Consider the following 14,049-nt stretch of genomic DNA (forward strand, 5'->3'; position numbering starts at 1 on the left):
GCCGCGGAAGTTATCCACAGGCGGGGCAAGCTAAGGCGTGAAGTGGTCCGGGTCACGCTCGGAAATCCTTCGATCGTGTCTCGACCTGTAGCCGAAAGGTCACCCCGTGTAGCGAAGTGACCTAGTCAGCTAATAGAGTCCGCGCATGACCATCGCGCCTACGCTTAGCTCGCCCCTAGCGCTCGCCGATGCAGAACCCACTCCCGTCGCCGAACCCTGGGAAAGCGACGTGATCACCGCGTACGGCCTGCTGCGTGAAGCAGCAGCCGAACTCGATCATCTGATGCGCCATTCCCTGAAGCGCAGTGGTCTGCAAATGGCAATGTTCGAACTGTTGCTGCGGCTTGCCCGTAGCCACGGGGAGAAGCAGCGTCTCACCTCACTCGCCCGGGAGTTGACCGTCACCACCGGCGGCATCACCCGGCTGGTCGACCGCGCCGAGAACCTCGGTCTGGTACGTCGGGAGCCCTGTCCCGACGATGCCCGCGGTTCGTTCGCGGTTCTCACGGAGGAAGGAAAGCGACGGCTGCGCGAAGCGCTGCCCGACCACCTCCTGGAGATCGACAGCCTGTGGATGTCCCAGCTGGCCGACGAGCGCGAGCTCGTCCTCGGCCGGCTCCGGCGGGTGCGGGACAACGCCCGTCGCTGGCCCAACGGCCGACCCGGCCTTCCGCCGGTCAGCCCCAACCGCATCTGACCCGCATTACCCGCTCCTAACGGATGTGGCGCCCGGCTGGTGCCGGGCGCCACCGAGCGGGACAGTTGAGCTGTGAACCACCCTCAGGTCCCCACCGGCACACCCCCCGCCACGTCCGACCGCTCTGGCGGTCCACACCCGGGTGACCGCGGTTCACGCGAGCTCGAACCGCACGGCCGCCGCGGTCTCCACGTCCGCGCGGCACTCGGCGGCGTACTCGCCGCTCTCGCAGGCCTTGCCGCCGGCAGCGTTGCCGCTGCCCTGCTCGGCACCCGCCAGACTCCCGTGGTCGCGATCGGCTCGGCCTTCATCGACCGCGTGCCGCCGTGGCTCAAGGACCTGGCCATCTCCCTGTTCGGCACGCACGACAAGACCGCGCTCCGGGCCGGCATCCTGATCGTGCTGCTCGCCCTGGCCGCCCTCGGCGGCATTCTCGCCGTACGCCGGTACGCCGCGGGCGCCGCCGTCGTCATCGTCCTGGCCGGCATCGCCGTCATCGCGGCAGCGACCCGGCCCGACTCCGGCCAGACCGGTTTCGTGCCGTCAATGGTCGCCGGAATCACCGCGCTCCTGCTGCTGAGACTCTTCTCCAACCGCCTGACCGAACTCCACAACGACGACGGCGTCAGCCGCCGCGGGTTCCTCCAGCTGGCCGGCGGCGTCGCCCTCGGCACGGTGGCGATAGGTGCCTTGGGCAAGGTTGCCGGTGGCCACCGGGCCGCCGTCGCCGAGGCCCGCGACGGGCTCGACATCCCGAAGCCGCCGAGCCTCGACCCGCCGGCCGGCGTACAGGCTCCTGGGGCGGTCGCGTGGGCGACTCCGAACGACGAGTTCTACCGGATCGACACCGCGCTGTCCGTCCCGCTGATCACGCCCGCCGACTGGCGGCTCAAGATCCACGGCATGGTCGACCGCGAGATCGAGCTGAGCTTCGCCGACCTGCTGAAGCGCCCGGTCGTGCACAAGTGGGTGACGCTGACCTGCGTGAGCAACGAGGTCGGCGGCGACCTGATCGGCAACGCGCTCTGGTCCGGCGTACTGCTGAAGGACCTGCTCGCCGAGGCCGGGCCGTCGAAGGACGCCGACGCGATCCTGTCGACGTCGAAGGACGGCTTCACCGCCGGTACGCCGCTCAGCACGCTGACCGACAACCGGGAGTCGATGCTCGCGTTCGCGATTAACGGGGAGCCGCTGCCGCTGGAGCACGGGTTCCCGGTACGGATCGTCGTACCGGGTCTGTACGGGTACGTGTCCGCGACCAAGTGGCTGACCGACATCGAGGTGAGCCGGTTCGACCAGTTCGAGGCGTACTGGACGCCGCGCGGCTGGGACGAGCTCGGCCCGATCAAGCTGTCGTCGCGGATCGACGTCCCGCGGTCGAAGGCGTCGGTGGGTCAGGTCACCGTCGCCGGGGTCGCCTGGGACCAGCACGTCGGCGTCTCGAAGGTCGAGGTCCGCGTGGACGGTGGCGCGTGGCAGGAGGCGACGCTGGCTGCCGACCCCTCGACCGACACGTGGCGGCAGTGGCACTGGACCTGGAACGCCCCGCGCGGCAACCACGTCCTGCAGGTCCGCGCGTTCGATGCCAAGGGCAACCCTCAGGTCGAGAGCCAGGCGCCACCCGCGCCGAACGGCTCGACCGGCCTGCACAGCGTGGACATCAAGGTCGGCTGACCGCGTCCAGCACCATCGGCAGGAAGGTGTGCTCGAGCGAGCCGGCCGGTACGGCATCCGGCTCGAGCAGGCTTTGGGCGCGGGCGCCTTCGTGCACCGCGACGACCAGACGCACGAACTGATCGGCGGGCACGCTCAGCTGTAACTCGCTGGTCCGGACGATCTCCTCGACCAGCTCGGTCAGCCGTTGACGGAAGACCGTGCGCTGCCGGATCAGCGCGTCGGCGGCGTCGGGACTGCGCAGCGCGTGCAGAGTGAACTCCGTGGAGATCAGGTGCCACTGCCGCTGATCGGGCGCGGCGTCGTCCAGCAGACCCAGTACGGCGTCGAGCAGCGTGCCGGGCTGGGTGGCCAGCTCCGGCAGCAGGGCGGTGATCTGCTCCAGCAGGCGGTCCGTCGTCGCCTCGAACAACGCCAGGACCAGCTCGTCCTTGGAGCCGAAGTTCGAGTAGAACGCGCCGCGCGTGAAGCCGGCCCGGTCGCAGATGTCCTCCACCGAGGCGCCGTGGAACCCGCGCTCGGCGAACACCTCCAGCGCGCCTTCGAGCAGGCGGGCCCGGGTGGCGGAGCGACGGCGCTTCGGGGTTTCCATGGTCAGTAGGATACAGTTCTGTATTGGATACACAACCGTATTGAAACGGGGTACGACGGATGCAGCTCAGGGCCTACGCGATCAGCGTGCGCGGTCCGCACGCGCCACTGCTGGACGCGACGTCGGTCGACGTCAGTGACCACGAGCTGGTGCTGCTGACCGGCTACCCCGGTCCCGGCCACGTCGCGGCGTCGCTCGCGCTGTCCGGGCGGCTCGTGCCCGACGGCGGTGAGGTGAAGCTCGACGGCAAGAGCGATCTCGCCGTACTGCGGCGGCGGGTCGCGGTGGTCGACGCGCCGGGCATCACCGAGCCGGACGACGCTCTGCCGGTGAAGGCCGTGGTCGGCGAGGAGCTGGCGATCGCGGGACGGAAGGCCGGTGGCAAGGCCGTGCAGACCTGGCTTGAGTCCCACGACGCGGCCGAGCATGCGGACAAGCGGTTCGAGCACCTGCCGGTCGACGTACGGACCCGGCTGCTGGCGGAGCTGACGGTCGCGCGACCGGACGTCACCGTGGTGATCCTGACGATGCCGGACCGGTTCGGCGGCGATCCGCACCGCTGGTACGGCGTGGGCCAGGAGCTGGCGTCGCGTGGCTACGCGGTGCTGGTGACGTGTGCGGACGCGTCGGCGCGGCTGCTCGGCGTACCGGCTGCGCAGATGGGTGCGGTGAACCAGCCGGACCCGGTGAAGGTCGAGCCCCTGAAGGTAGCGCCCGACGAAGACGAGACGACCGAGGAAGACGAGGACCAGGCATGACCGCCGTCCGGATGGCCCTGAGCGAACTGCGGCGACTGACCGCGGGGCGGTTGCCGAAGCTCGCGGTGGTCGCGCTGCTGTGCGTCCCGATGCTGTACGGCGGGCTGTACCTGTACGCGAACCACGACCCGTACGGCCGGCTCGACAAGGTCCCGACCGCGGTCGTCGTCGAGGACGCCGGTACGACGCTGTCGACCGGTGAGAAGCTCGCGGTCGGGCCGCAGGTCGCCGACGAACTGGTGAACTCGAAGAGCTTCGACTGGCACCGCGTCGACCGCGCCGAGGCGAACCAGGGCGTGTCGGACGGCCGGTACGAGTTCGCGCTGGTGCTGCCGAAGACGTTCTCGGCGGATCTCGCGTCGAGCGCGGAGTTCACGCCGCGGCAGGCGATGCTCGAGCTGACCACCAACGACGCGAACAACTACCTCGCGCACACGATCGCGAACCAGGTCGTCGCCCAGGTGACCAAGACCGTCGCGGCGCAGGTGAGCGAGACCGCGGCGAGCAAGTTGCTGGCCGGATTCAGCACCATCCACGGGCAGATCAGCCAGGCCGCGACCGGCGCCGGGCAGCTGCAGAGCGGGCTGACATCGGCGAACACCGGCGTGGTCAAGCTGCAGAGCGGCGCGACCCAGCTCAACAACGCGCAGAAGCAGCTGTCGGCCGGAGCGACGAAGCTGTCGACGGGGCTGACCTCGGCAGGCAAGGGCGCCGGTGAGCTGGCCACCGGCGCGGGACAGTTGAGCACCGGACTCGGCACGCTGAAGACGAAGACGGCCGGGCTCCCGGCCCAGACCAGGCAGCTGGCGACCGGCGCCGATCAAGTTGCTGATGGCAACGAGAAGATCGCGGACGTCGGCCGGCAGGTGGCGACGGCGTCGAGCACGCTGCTGAAGGACCTGACCACGATCGACGCCGGGTTGGCGCAACGGCTGAAGCAGCAGGGATTCACGCAGGCGCAGATCAACCAGGTGCTGGCCGAGACCGCCAAGCTGCGGACGCCGGTCGTCACCGCGAACACCAAGATCCAGTCGACCTCCAAGCAGCTCAACCAGTTGGCGACCGGCGCGCGGAAGGTGTCCAACGGTGCCGCCGCGCTGAGTTCGGCGACGCCGGCCCTCACCTCGGGCATCAGCAGTGCTGCCGCGGGCGCCTCGAAGCTCAACACCGGGGCCACGCAGTTGAAGACGGGGATCGGCCAGTTGCAGACCGGCGCTTCCCAGCTCGCGACCGGCGAGCAGCAGGCCGTCACCGGGCAGGGCCAACTGCTGACCGGTGTGAACACTCTCGCGACCGGAGTCGGCAAGCTGAAGACCGGCGCGACTCAGCTCAACACCGCGCTCACCAACGGCGCGAAGCAGATTCCGGACCCGTCGCCCGAGGCCCGCAAGGCCGTCGCCGAAACGCTCGGTGCTCCGGTGGGCCTGAAGAACACCTCACAGGCGACGGCCGACAGCTACGGCGCCGGCCTCGCGCCGTTCTTCCTCAGCCTGTCCTGCTGGATCGGCGCGTACGTGCTGTTCCTGCTCGTCCGCCCGCTGTCGCCACGCGGCCTGGCCGCGCTGCAGTCGCCGTTCCGGGTCGCGCTCGGCGGCTGGCTGCCGCCCGCGATCTTCGGCGCGATCCAGGCCGCGCTGGTCTTCACCGTCGTGATCATCGGCCTGGGCATCGACGCCACGCACCCCTGGCTGACCGTCGGCTTCCTGATGCTGACCTCGATCACGTTCGTCGCGATCCTGCACGCCCTGTCGGCCTGGTTCGGTGCCATCGGCAAGTTCCTCGGCCTGGTCCTGATGGTGATCCAACTGGTCAGCGCCGGCGGCACGTTCCCGTGGCAGACGATCCCGGCGCCCCTGTACTTCTTCCACCACGTGCTGCCGATGAGCTACGCCATCGACGGCGTCCGGCACCTGATGTACGGCGGCCCAGGGCTGTCGCTCGGCAAGGACCTGCTCGTCCTGGCCGCGTGGCTGGTCGCCGCCCTGTTCGCCTCCACCCTCGCCGCCCGCAAGCAACGCGTCTGGGTCGCGAAGAAGCTCCAGCCGGAAATCGCCCTCTGACGAGCCCGTCCGGGGAGTTGCCTCCCAGCTCGCCCCGATCGCCAGCCCCTTGGAGACCGGTCGGGTCCGTCCTAGCCTGAGGCATGGGCGGACGGGTCATCACCTCGAAGGCAGCCAACTTCCTCGTCGAGGACGCGGCCCTCCGCGACCGCGCCGTCGGGCCCGTGTTCGAACTGCTCGACATCTCGTTGAAGCCGGTCGAACTGGTGCTCGCCGGCTTCCGCCGCCAGTACGGCGGCCTGTGGGTCGGCGGACGGGTAGAGCTGTCGGAGACCGCGGTCTCGCTCACCCCGAATGTCCTCAACCGCGCGTTCCACCAGCAGCTGAGCTCCATCGAGGTCCCGCTGGACCTCCTCAGGTCGGTCGAGGTGCTGCCCGGGTTCGTCACCAAGATCATCGCCCTGGGCACCCCCACCCACGTCGTCAAACTCCGCTGCTACGGCGCCCCCACCCTCGCCGACCAGATCTGCGCCCAGCGCGCGTGACTTATCGGCCGGTCTGATTAGTCGGCGAGGGCTTGATGGAGTCGGGCGAGGTTGGTCTCGAGGGCATTGATGGCGTTGAGGGTTAGGTGCGGGACGGTCAGCGGTGGGTATTCGGTGCGCATGCGTTCGACGTGGGACCAGGGGACCTTGTGCCAGCCGGGGTTGTTGCGGGTGCGGGTGGTGAGGCGGCGGCGGTGTTCTGGGTTGTCGGGGCAGATGCACTCGACGATGAGTGTGGGCGTCGTACTGGGTGGCCAGGGACTGCCAGCGGGTGGCGATTTCGTCGTGGATCAGGTGGAGCACTTCTCCGTCCTACCTCGGCGGGCAATCGACAGGCGGAGTGCCAGGTTGTGGGGGTGCGGATGCCTATGGCCGAAAGCCTGGCGGTTCAGTCCTGGGAGACGAGCCAGCCGATGCGTAGTTCCTCCGCGCCGGGACGGAAGGTTCTTTCAAGTTCAGCGCGTTCGGGGTCGTCTTCGGGGAGGTACTCGGCGAGCACGGCCTGCGCGGCGATCGTCTGCGGCCGGGCGCCGAGCGCGGCGCGCAGGTGGAGCGAGCGGCGCAGCATCGCGATCCGCTCGGCGGGCTCCTGGAGATGCGCGAGGTGCCGGATGATGTACGACTCGAACAGGCCGTCGCCGATCCTCGTCGCGATCTCGAGCGCGACCTCGTACCGCGGGATCGCGCCGGCCGCGTCGTCGTCAATGTTGTCCAGCAGGACGGCCCAGTGGTACTCGGCCCAGCCGCGCTGCAGCTCGTCGCCTGTCTCGACGGCCGCGCGGTAGTTGGCTTCGGCGACAGCACGGTCGTCGGGGCGCGGAGCGCGCTGGAACAGCAGCCGGCTGTACGCCAGCCGCGCGGTCAGCAAGTGCGCTGTCGACGACGTGGGATCGAGCGCCGCGACCGCCTTCTCGGCCTCTTCGTGCCCCTCGATCCGGAAGAACCAGCCGTCGACAGCGATCTCCGCGCGCAACTCGGGATCGCCGTCCGGGCCCAGCACGTCCAGCGCGGCGCCCCACTCCCCGAGCACGAACAGCCGACGGGCCAGGTAGGTGTTGTCAGTTAGCATGACGCCTACCGTAAAGAGCGTCATGTAGGGGGTCAAGTGCAATACGGTCACTACATCGGGAACGTGACCCGGCTGGCCGTCGAGCTGGCCAACACCGGCACGCTCGACCCGTACGACGAACTGGTGGCCACCTTCTTCGCCGAGCACGAGATCACTCCGCCGACCGACGGCCGGTACGGCGACCTGCCAGACGTCGTCCGGACGGCCCTCGCGCAAACGGTCGACGGCGCCGCGCCGGACGCCGTACAGCGACTGCTGCGTGATTACCCGCCGGACATGCACCTGTCCGACCACGACGGCGCGTGGCACGTCCACTTCAGCCGCAACGGCACCCCGGCCAAGCGCTGGGCCGGCCAACTGATCGCCGCCGAACTCGCCCTGGTCGCGGCCGGCGATCCGGCGGTGACGCTGGGTCGATGCGCCGCGGCCGGCTGCGAGAACTACTTCGTCGACCAGTCCCGCAACCGCACCCGCCGCTTCTGCTCCAACGCCTGCGCCAGCCGGACGACCGTCGCGGCCTACCGGGCCCGCAAGAGCTCCTAGTTTCGCCAGCCGGTGAGGAGGTCGGTGGCTGCGGTGAGGAGGGTGGTGGTGGCTTGCTGGTCGAAGAAGGTGATGAGGGCTTCGTAGGTTTGGTGGTGGGCGGCGTCGGGGTCGACGACGTAGCCGAAGTAGCCGTCGGTGTAGCCGATGACTCTTGTGATGGGGTGGGGGCTGGTGGCCTGCAGGTAGATGCCGTGGAGGGCGAAGAGTTCTACCGGGAGGTGGAGCCAGGCGACCGGGCCCAAGGTCACGTGACTCAGGGGGAGGTCGTAGGTGGCGGGGAGGGTGGTGGTGGACATCAGGGCCTGCCCACGGGCTCCCTCTTGGCGGGTTTGGGCCATGCGTTGGGTTGGGGAGTCGCCGGTGACGGCCGGCTCGAGGGTGGGGGACTCGGTCGGGAGGTCGCGGACGGGGAGGCGGGCGGTTGTACGGCGGATGGTGGGGGCCGTCGACGGGAGGTCGAGGCCTGGCGACTTCAGGGACTCGGCGACTTCCTCGGCCAGGATCTTGCCGAGGCGGGTGACTTCTTCCGGGCCTCGGGACTGGCGGGTGAAGCGGGGGCTGACGTCGCCGGCGGCGCCCTGGAGGTAGCCGACGATCGTCGGGGCCAGGGCCGCGCGGGTGGCGCCGGGCCAGTCGGCGGACCACTGGAGGTTCTCGGGGCCGTGGGCGGTCGGGTGGCAGGCGAAGTCGAGGAGGATCGCGGCGAGGGTGCCGTCGAGGTCGTGCAGGGCGAGGATGCCGGCGGTGTTGTCGTGCGGGCCGTTGCGGCGGTGGCGGTTGGTGCCGACGCCGATCACCTCGGTCGAGCGCCAGGACGCGCGGACCGGACGGCGTACGAGGGAGGCGTTGGCCACGGCGGTGACGAGCTGGTCGACCAGCGCGGGTTCGCGCTCGGCGGGGATGACCGGGTGGATCTCGCCGGTCCAGCCGGAGGGGCCCGAGTGGGTGTGGGAGGCGCAGACCAGCACGTTCTCGGCCGGGATGCCGGCAGCCGAGGCGGCGGCTGCGGAGAGCTCGGCGGTGAGGTCCGTACCGGCGGCGATGGCGTCGAGGCTGAGCCAGAGGACGCCGGGTGCCGATTCGGTGGAGAGCCAGATGATCGTGGCCTGCAGCGGATCCGCCGTACCGGTGGCGAGGTCGGAGCGGGCCGCGTAGCCGTCCATGCGGTGCCCGGGTGGCGGGGTGACGTCGAGCGACGTGGCAGCCAGCAGCAAGTCCGACATCGTGGTGCTCCCTCTCCGGTGTGGGTCATGCATACGCCGGGAGCGGCCGGGGTGGAAGGGGATCGCCGGAACTTTGTTTAGACCACTTTCATCGCCGCGGCGAACCAGGCGGTCGTCTCCATCGGGTTGGTGATCGCGGTACCGACCACCACCGCGTGGGCGCCGGCCTGGCGGGCGGCGCGGATGTCGTCGGCGGTGCGGAAGCGGCCCTCGGCGATGACCGGGCAGTCGAGGGTAGTGGCGAGGGACCGGACAAGGTCGATGTCAGGCGCGGTTGCGGGAATGGAATTGGTATAGCCGGAGAGGGTGGTCGCGACGAGATCGGCGCCGGCTTCGCGGGCGGCCAGGCCGGCTTCGTGGGTGTCGACGTCGGCCAGGACCGGCAGGCCGAGTTCGGTGTGGATGCGGGCGATCTGGTCGATGAGGCTGGTGCCGTCGGGGCGCGGGCGTTGGGTGGCGTCCAGGGCGATGAGGTCGGCGCCTGCTTCGGCGACTCCGGCCGCCGCCGCGAAGGTCGGGGTGATGAAGACGCCGGACGGGTCGCCGAGTTTGTGCAGACCGATGATCGGGAGGCCGGTGACGGCGCGGATCGCGGCGATGTCGGCGGGGCTGTTGGCACGGATCGCCGCGGCGCCGCCGGCTTCGGCGGCGCGGGCCATCAGGGCCATGGCTTCCGGTGAGAAGAAGGGGTTGCCAGGGGCCGCTTGGCAGGAGACGACGAGCGAGTTGGTGGGAATCATCGGTGGATCACCACCAGATCGGCGTACGGCGTGAGGTCGCCCGTGGCCAGGCGTTCGGCGCCGTCCAGCGAGGTGCCGGCGGGCGGGGTGAGTCGGGCGCGCGGCGAGAGGGCCGCGCGCAGCGGGTCCAGGAGTTGGTCGCCGGCGCCGTCGAAGAGGCCGCCGACGAGGGCGACCGGTACGTCGTCCGCTCCGAGCAGCGCGGCGTGGATGGTGTCGGCGATGTCGCGGGCGGCCTGGTCGACGATCGCCTGCGCGACGGCATCGTTCGGGGCGTGGCGGAAGACCTCGGGGGCGAATGCGGCCACGTCCGCCACGAGCGTCGGTGAGGGATAGAGGCTGACCGGATCGAGCTCGGTCCCGTCGAGCGTGGTCGCGGGACCGCGGCCGTCGCGGGCCCGCTGGACGGCGGCCAGGCCGGCGCGACCGATGGCGAAGGCGCTGCCGGCGTCGCCGAAGAGGTACCCGTGGCCGTCGACCTTGCGCCACGTGCCGTCGCGGTCGACGCCGAGGCACACCAACCCGGTGCCTGCGGCAACTACTACGCCGTACCCGTCGGGCAGGGCGCCGGCGTGGGCGGTGACCATGTCCTGCGTGAGCCGCACCTCGCGGGCGGGCAGCGACCGGGCGATGTGCCCGGCGAGCCGCGCGGCGACGGCCGGGTCGGGCGGGAAACCGGTCAGCCCGAGGCAGACCGTGTCGACCGGCTCGGACAGGCGCGCGCCGAACGCGGCCGCGCCGAGCGTGTCGATGGGCAACGTGAGGTCCGTACGCCCCGGGTCGACGGGCTCGGTGGGACGACCTGTCAGAGCGGGGTGGCTCGGGTCGAGCGGCTCGGCGAGACGACCGCCGGGCGCGGGGCGGATCCTGCCGACTCGTTCCGCGACGCCGGCGTCGCGGGCGGCGGTGCGGATCGCTTCGACCGTGGCGGCGAAGCTGTCGGGGCCGTGGCGGTAACCGGGGCCTTGGCCGGTTCTGCCGTCGGGGAGGACGCGGAGGCGAAGGGCGGACTGGCCGCCGTCAATTGCGAGGTTGATCATTGCGGGACCACTCTGGCCGTTCGGCCGCCGCAGGTAAAGGAGTCCGGGTGGACCAGTCCTACCGCGAGGTCGTGTAGAGCAGTTCGCGGGTGGTGTGCAGGCGGCTCAGGACCGTGGTGAGGTCGGCGCCGTACACCGTCACGGACTCGTCGCACCAACTGTCGACGATCGGCTCGTTGCCGGTGACGTGGGCGGTGAGCTCGGTCAGGTCGAGCTCGTAGAACTGGGCCGCGTTGCCGGTCATGTCGACGACCGTGCGGAGCAGGTCGGCGGCCTGCCGCTCCCACTGATCGTTGTCAGCGGCAACTTCATCGGGCCGGATCAGCAGCACGTCGACGTCGCTGTCCAGGTCGCCGTCGCCGCGGGCGGCAGCGCCGTACAGGCTGGCGTGCACCGGGGGAAGGGTCCAGGTGGCCAGTTCGGCGCGCAGGCTGGTGACGAACGTGGTCCGCAGTCCGGAGAGCAGTTCGACGGCCTGGGCGGCGAGGTGCTTGCGGTTGAGCGTGTAGAGCAGCGAGTTGCCCGCCTCGGCGACGTGGACCAGCCCGGTCGAGGTCAGTCGCTGCAGCACCAGCCGTACGCCGGCCACGCTGCCGACTCCGGCGAGACCGTGCACCTGCCGCCCGGACAGTCCCCGATCGGCGCCCGCGAGCACCTGCAGCACAGCGCCGTCCAGTGACGGTACGACGGTTCCGATCGGCCTGCCGAAGTCCATAGTTCTGTGACTGTAGTGACTATTGTGATCAATCGCCTACTTTCCGTGACGACTCAAAGACCTCTCGCACGCACGGTCGGCGTCATCCGCAGCTCGGCGGTGAAGGCGTACCGGTCGCCGCGGTAGACCGCCGAGGTGTACTCGAAGACGCGCTCGCGGCGGTCCAAGCTGATCCCGTACGACGCCAGGCACGGCTGCGTCGTGGAGATGTCGAGCCAGCCGGCGGTCTTCGCATCGGGCAGCACCGGCTCGAGCCTCGACGTACCGCTGACCAGCTCGATCCCGTACCGCGCGGCGAGCACCTCGTACAGGGAGCCGTCCAGGTCCTCGGCCTCCAGACCGGGCACGTAGCTGCCGGGGACGGTGGTGTGCTCGACCACCATCGGCAGGTCGTCGGCGAGCCGGAGGCGGGTGAAGGTCAGCACCGGATCGCCGACCGGGATGCGCAGCCGGCGAGCGGAGGTCCGCGAGGCCTTCTCGCGGCGGAAGTCCAGCGTCCGGCTGCCCGGCGTCATCCCGCGGCGGCGGATGTCCTCGGAGAAGCCGGTCATGCCGAGCCACTTCGCGACCTTCGGGCGGGTCGTGTAGGTACCGCTGCCGTGCCGGCGGACGAGCAGTTCCTCGATCACCAGCTCGTCGACCGCGCGGCGCAGCGTCATCCGGGCGACGTTCCAGCGCACGGCCAACTCGCGCTCGGCCGGCAACGCGGCGCCCTGCGGCAGGGTGTCGATCAGCGAGAGCAGCAGCGCCCGGATCTCGGCGGCCTTCCCGGGCAGCGAACTCGGCATTGGTCCTGGCTACCAGCCGTGCGGCTTGTTCGGTAGCCATTCCACCAGGTTGCAAAGGACTGGCAGGCCCCGAAACTCCCCTAGGCCTCGAAGAGCCGCCAGTGCCCCTCGGAGATCACCTCGACCGTCCCGTCGACGACCTTCAGCGCTGTTTGGTTGTCGGTCGCGTAGGACCGGATCGGCAGCTCGGCGGCCCACTGCTCGGCGTGGGCCATCGTGTTCTCGTCCATCCCCGGGTAGTCCAGGTGCGGGAACATCGCGAAGTCGACGAGCCCCAGCGTGGTGTCGTCGCTGCCACCGGGCGGAGTCCAGCCGACGAAGCTCGCGCCGATCCGCGGCGTCATCACCATGCTGCCGGCGCTCAGTCCCACGTAGACCGCATCCAGCGACGGGAGCAGCTCAGCCAGTCCGGACTGCTGCATCCAGTAGTGCAGGTAGAGGGGATCACCGCCTCCCACGAGCAGGACGTCGGCCTCCCGGACCTTCGGCACCCACAGCTCCCGGTCGAGGCTTGGCAGCGCAGTGAGCTCCAGCACGCCGACGGACTTCCAGCCCAGCTCGGTCATCGGCGCCCTGGGCTCTTGCCCGCTGATCGTGCGGTAGGCCATCTCGGCACCGATGGGCTTGGCGTAGATCGCGGTCGGCACGTAGAGGGCACTGGACTCGGCGATCGGCTTGCCCAGCAGATCCACCAGCGCGTCGGTGATGCTCCGGTTGATGATGCCCGAGTCCGTGAGCAGAAGTTTCATGGCGGCCCGTCCCAGGTCGGTCGTCGTCGGCCCGGCGAGCCTAGCTCTCGGCACGGACAGCCGGAGCAAAACAAGCACCCTTGATTCTTTTTGCCCAGGATGGGACGCTCGGCCGATGGACCTGGACGAGGTACTGGCCGATCTGTGGGCTGAGAACGCCGAGCTGGACATGGTGGTGGCCGGGCTGGCCGCGGATGCCTGGGCGACTCCGACACCGGCGGAGGGCTGGTCGATCGCGCACCAGATCGCGCACCTGGCCTGGACCGACGAGGCCGCGCTGAGCGCGATGACCGATCGGGACGAGTTCCAGGCGACGCTGCAGCGAGCGGCCGCCGATCCGGCGGGGTACGTCGACAAGGGTGCGGCCGAGGGCGCCGCGCTGCCGACGGATCAACTGCTGCCGTACTGGCGGGAGACGCGCGCCGAGCTGGCCGAGGCGCTGACGCAGGTGCCGGCGGGCGAGAAGATCGCCTGGTTCGGGCCGCCGATGAGTGCGACCTCGATGGCGACCGCGCGGCTGATGGAGACGTGGGCGCACGGGCAGGACATCCACGACGGGCTCGGCGTGAGCCGGCAGCCGTCGAGCCGGTTGCGGCACGTCGCGCACCTCGCCGTACGGACGCGCGACTTCTCGTACCTGCTGCACGACCGGAAGCCGCCGACGCAGCCGTTCCACGTGGAACTCATCGCGCCCGACGGCACGACCTGGACGTACGGCGACCCGACCGCGGACCAGCGGGTAACCGGGCCGGCGCTCGACTTCTGCCTGCTCGCGACCCAGCGCCGGCACCGCGACGACCTCGCGGTCGAGGCGGTCGGCGCGGATGCCGAGGAGTGGCTCGGGATCATCCAGGCCTTCGCCGGGCTGCCCGGCAAGGGCCGCGTCGCGGGACAGCTCGGCTGAAGGGGTGGC

General features: G+C 70.3%; 15 protein-coding genes. 7 read left to right on the plus strand and 8 right to left on the minus strand.

The features are described from left to right. Positions 1-145: 145 nt before the first annotated feature. On the plus strand, positions 146-697 hold the full coding sequence (locus tag ABD235_RS23205; RefSeq protein ID WP_344177430.1) for a MarR family winged helix-turn-helix transcriptional regulator: 552 nt from the start codon (positions 146-148) through the stop codon (positions 695-697). Positions 698-769: 72 nt separating this feature from the next. Continuing rightward, a complete protein-coding gene (locus tag ABD235_RS23210) occupies positions 770-2,371 on the plus strand; it encodes a molybdopterin-dependent oxidoreductase (protein WP_344177432.1) in 1,602 nt (533 codons plus the stop codon). Here the strand turns inward: ABD235_RS23210 and ABD235_RS23215 are convergent. After that, positions 2,358-2,963 (minus strand): TetR/AcrR family transcriptional regulator, encoded by a 606-nt coding sequence (locus tag ABD235_RS23215; protein WP_344177435.1) that lies wholly within the window; start codon positions 2,961-2,963, stop codon positions 2,358-2,360. The genes ABD235_RS23210 and ABD235_RS23215 overlap by 14 nt on opposite strands. 59 nt (positions 2,964-3,022) lie before the next feature. Between ABD235_RS23215 and ABD235_RS23220 the strand changes: the two genes are divergently transcribed. The 3 genes from ABD235_RS23220 to ABD235_RS23230 all read left to right on the plus strand — a co-directional run bounded on the left by ABD235_RS23220 (position 3,023) and on the right by ABD235_RS23230 (position 6,266). Continuing rightward, on the plus strand, positions 3,023-3,721 hold the full coding sequence (locus tag ABD235_RS23220; RefSeq protein ID WP_344177438.1) for an ATP-binding cassette domain-containing protein: 699 nt from the start codon (positions 3,023-3,025) through the stop codon (positions 3,719-3,721). Continuing rightward, positions 3,718-5,781 (plus strand): YhgE/Pip family protein, encoded by a 2,064-nt coding sequence (locus ABD235_RS23225; protein ID WP_344177440.1) that lies wholly within the window; start codon positions 3,718-3,720, stop codon positions 5,779-5,781. Before ABD235_RS23220 ends, ABD235_RS23225 begins: the two co-directional genes overlap by 4 nt. Before the next feature lie 83 nt (positions 5,782-5,864). Further along, complete coding sequence (locus tag ABD235_RS23230) at positions 5,865-6,266, plus strand: hypothetical protein (RefSeq protein WP_344177442.1); 402 nt, start codon at positions 5,865-5,867, stop codon at positions 6,264-6,266. A 388-nt stretch (positions 6,267-6,654) separates the two neighbouring features. On the opposite strand, the gene ABD235_RS23235 is transcribed toward ABD235_RS23230, so the two are convergent. Next, positions 6,655-7,335, minus strand: coding sequence for a hypothetical protein (locus ABD235_RS23235; RefSeq protein ID WP_344177444.1), 681 nt, complete (start codon positions 7,333-7,335; stop codon positions 6,655-6,657). Between the two features lie 36 nt (positions 7,336-7,371). Here ABD235_RS23235 and ABD235_RS23240 point away from each other — a divergent pair, with 36 nt between their 5' ends. Next, positions 7,372-7,878, plus strand: a complete 507-nt coding sequence (locus tag ABD235_RS23240; protein ID WP_344177446.1) for a CGNR zinc finger domain-containing protein — start codon at positions 7,372-7,374, stop codon at positions 7,876-7,878. On the opposite strand, the gene ABD235_RS23245 is transcribed toward ABD235_RS23240, so the two are convergent. From ABD235_RS23245 to ABD235_RS23270, 6 genes are all read right to left on the minus strand, one after another. Continuing rightward, positions 7,875-9,104: a hypothetical protein gene (locus tag ABD235_RS23245; RefSeq protein ID WP_344177449.1), complete on the minus strand. Its 1,230-nt coding sequence runs from the start codon at positions 9,102-9,104 to the stop codon at positions 7,875-7,877. The two genes, ABD235_RS23240 and ABD235_RS23245, sit on opposite strands and share 4 nt — an antisense overlap. Positions 9,105-9,181: 77 nt before the next feature. Further along, positions 9,182-9,844, minus strand: coding sequence for an N-acetylmannosamine-6-phosphate 2-epimerase (locus ABD235_RS23250; RefSeq protein WP_344177451.1), 663 nt, complete (start codon positions 9,842-9,844; stop codon positions 9,182-9,184). Then, positions 9,841-10,884 carry an N-acetylglucosamine kinase gene (locus ABD235_RS23255; RefSeq protein WP_344177453.1) on the minus strand — a complete coding sequence of 348 codons (1,044 nt, stop codon included), beginning with the start codon at positions 10,882-10,884 and terminating at the stop codon, positions 9,841-9,843. Before ABD235_RS23255 ends, ABD235_RS23250 begins: the two co-directional genes overlap by 4 nt. 58 nt (positions 10,885-10,942) lie before the next feature. Beyond that, positions 10,943-11,599: a nucleotidyltransferase domain-containing protein gene (locus ABD235_RS23260; RefSeq protein ID WP_344177455.1), complete on the minus strand. Its 657-nt coding sequence runs from the start codon at positions 11,597-11,599 to the stop codon at positions 10,943-10,945. 53 nt (positions 11,600-11,652) lie between these two features. After that, positions 11,653-12,387 (minus strand): GntR family transcriptional regulator, encoded by a 735-nt coding sequence (locus ABD235_RS23265; RefSeq protein ID WP_344177457.1) that lies wholly within the window; start codon positions 12,385-12,387, stop codon positions 11,653-11,655. Positions 12,388-12,467: 80 nt separating this feature from the next. Next, on the minus strand, positions 12,468-13,136 hold the full coding sequence (locus ABD235_RS23270; RefSeq protein ID WP_344177459.1) for a Type 1 glutamine amidotransferase-like domain-containing protein: 669 nt from the start codon (positions 13,134-13,136) through the stop codon (positions 12,468-12,470). Between the two features lie 115 nt (positions 13,137-13,251). On the opposite strand from ABD235_RS23270, the gene ABD235_RS23275 reads away from it, so the two are divergent. Further along, complete coding sequence (locus tag ABD235_RS23275; RefSeq protein WP_344177461.1) at positions 13,252-14,040, plus strand: TIGR03084 family metal-binding protein; 789 nt, start codon at positions 13,252-13,254, stop codon at positions 14,038-14,040. The last annotated feature ends 9 nt before the right edge of the window (positions 14,041-14,049 follow it).

The organism is Kribbella lupini, from assembly GCF_039529595.1.
In the GTDB taxonomy this organism is placed as follows: Bacteria; Actinomycetota; Actinomycetes; order Propionibacteriales; family Kribbellaceae; genus Kribbella; species Kribbella lupini.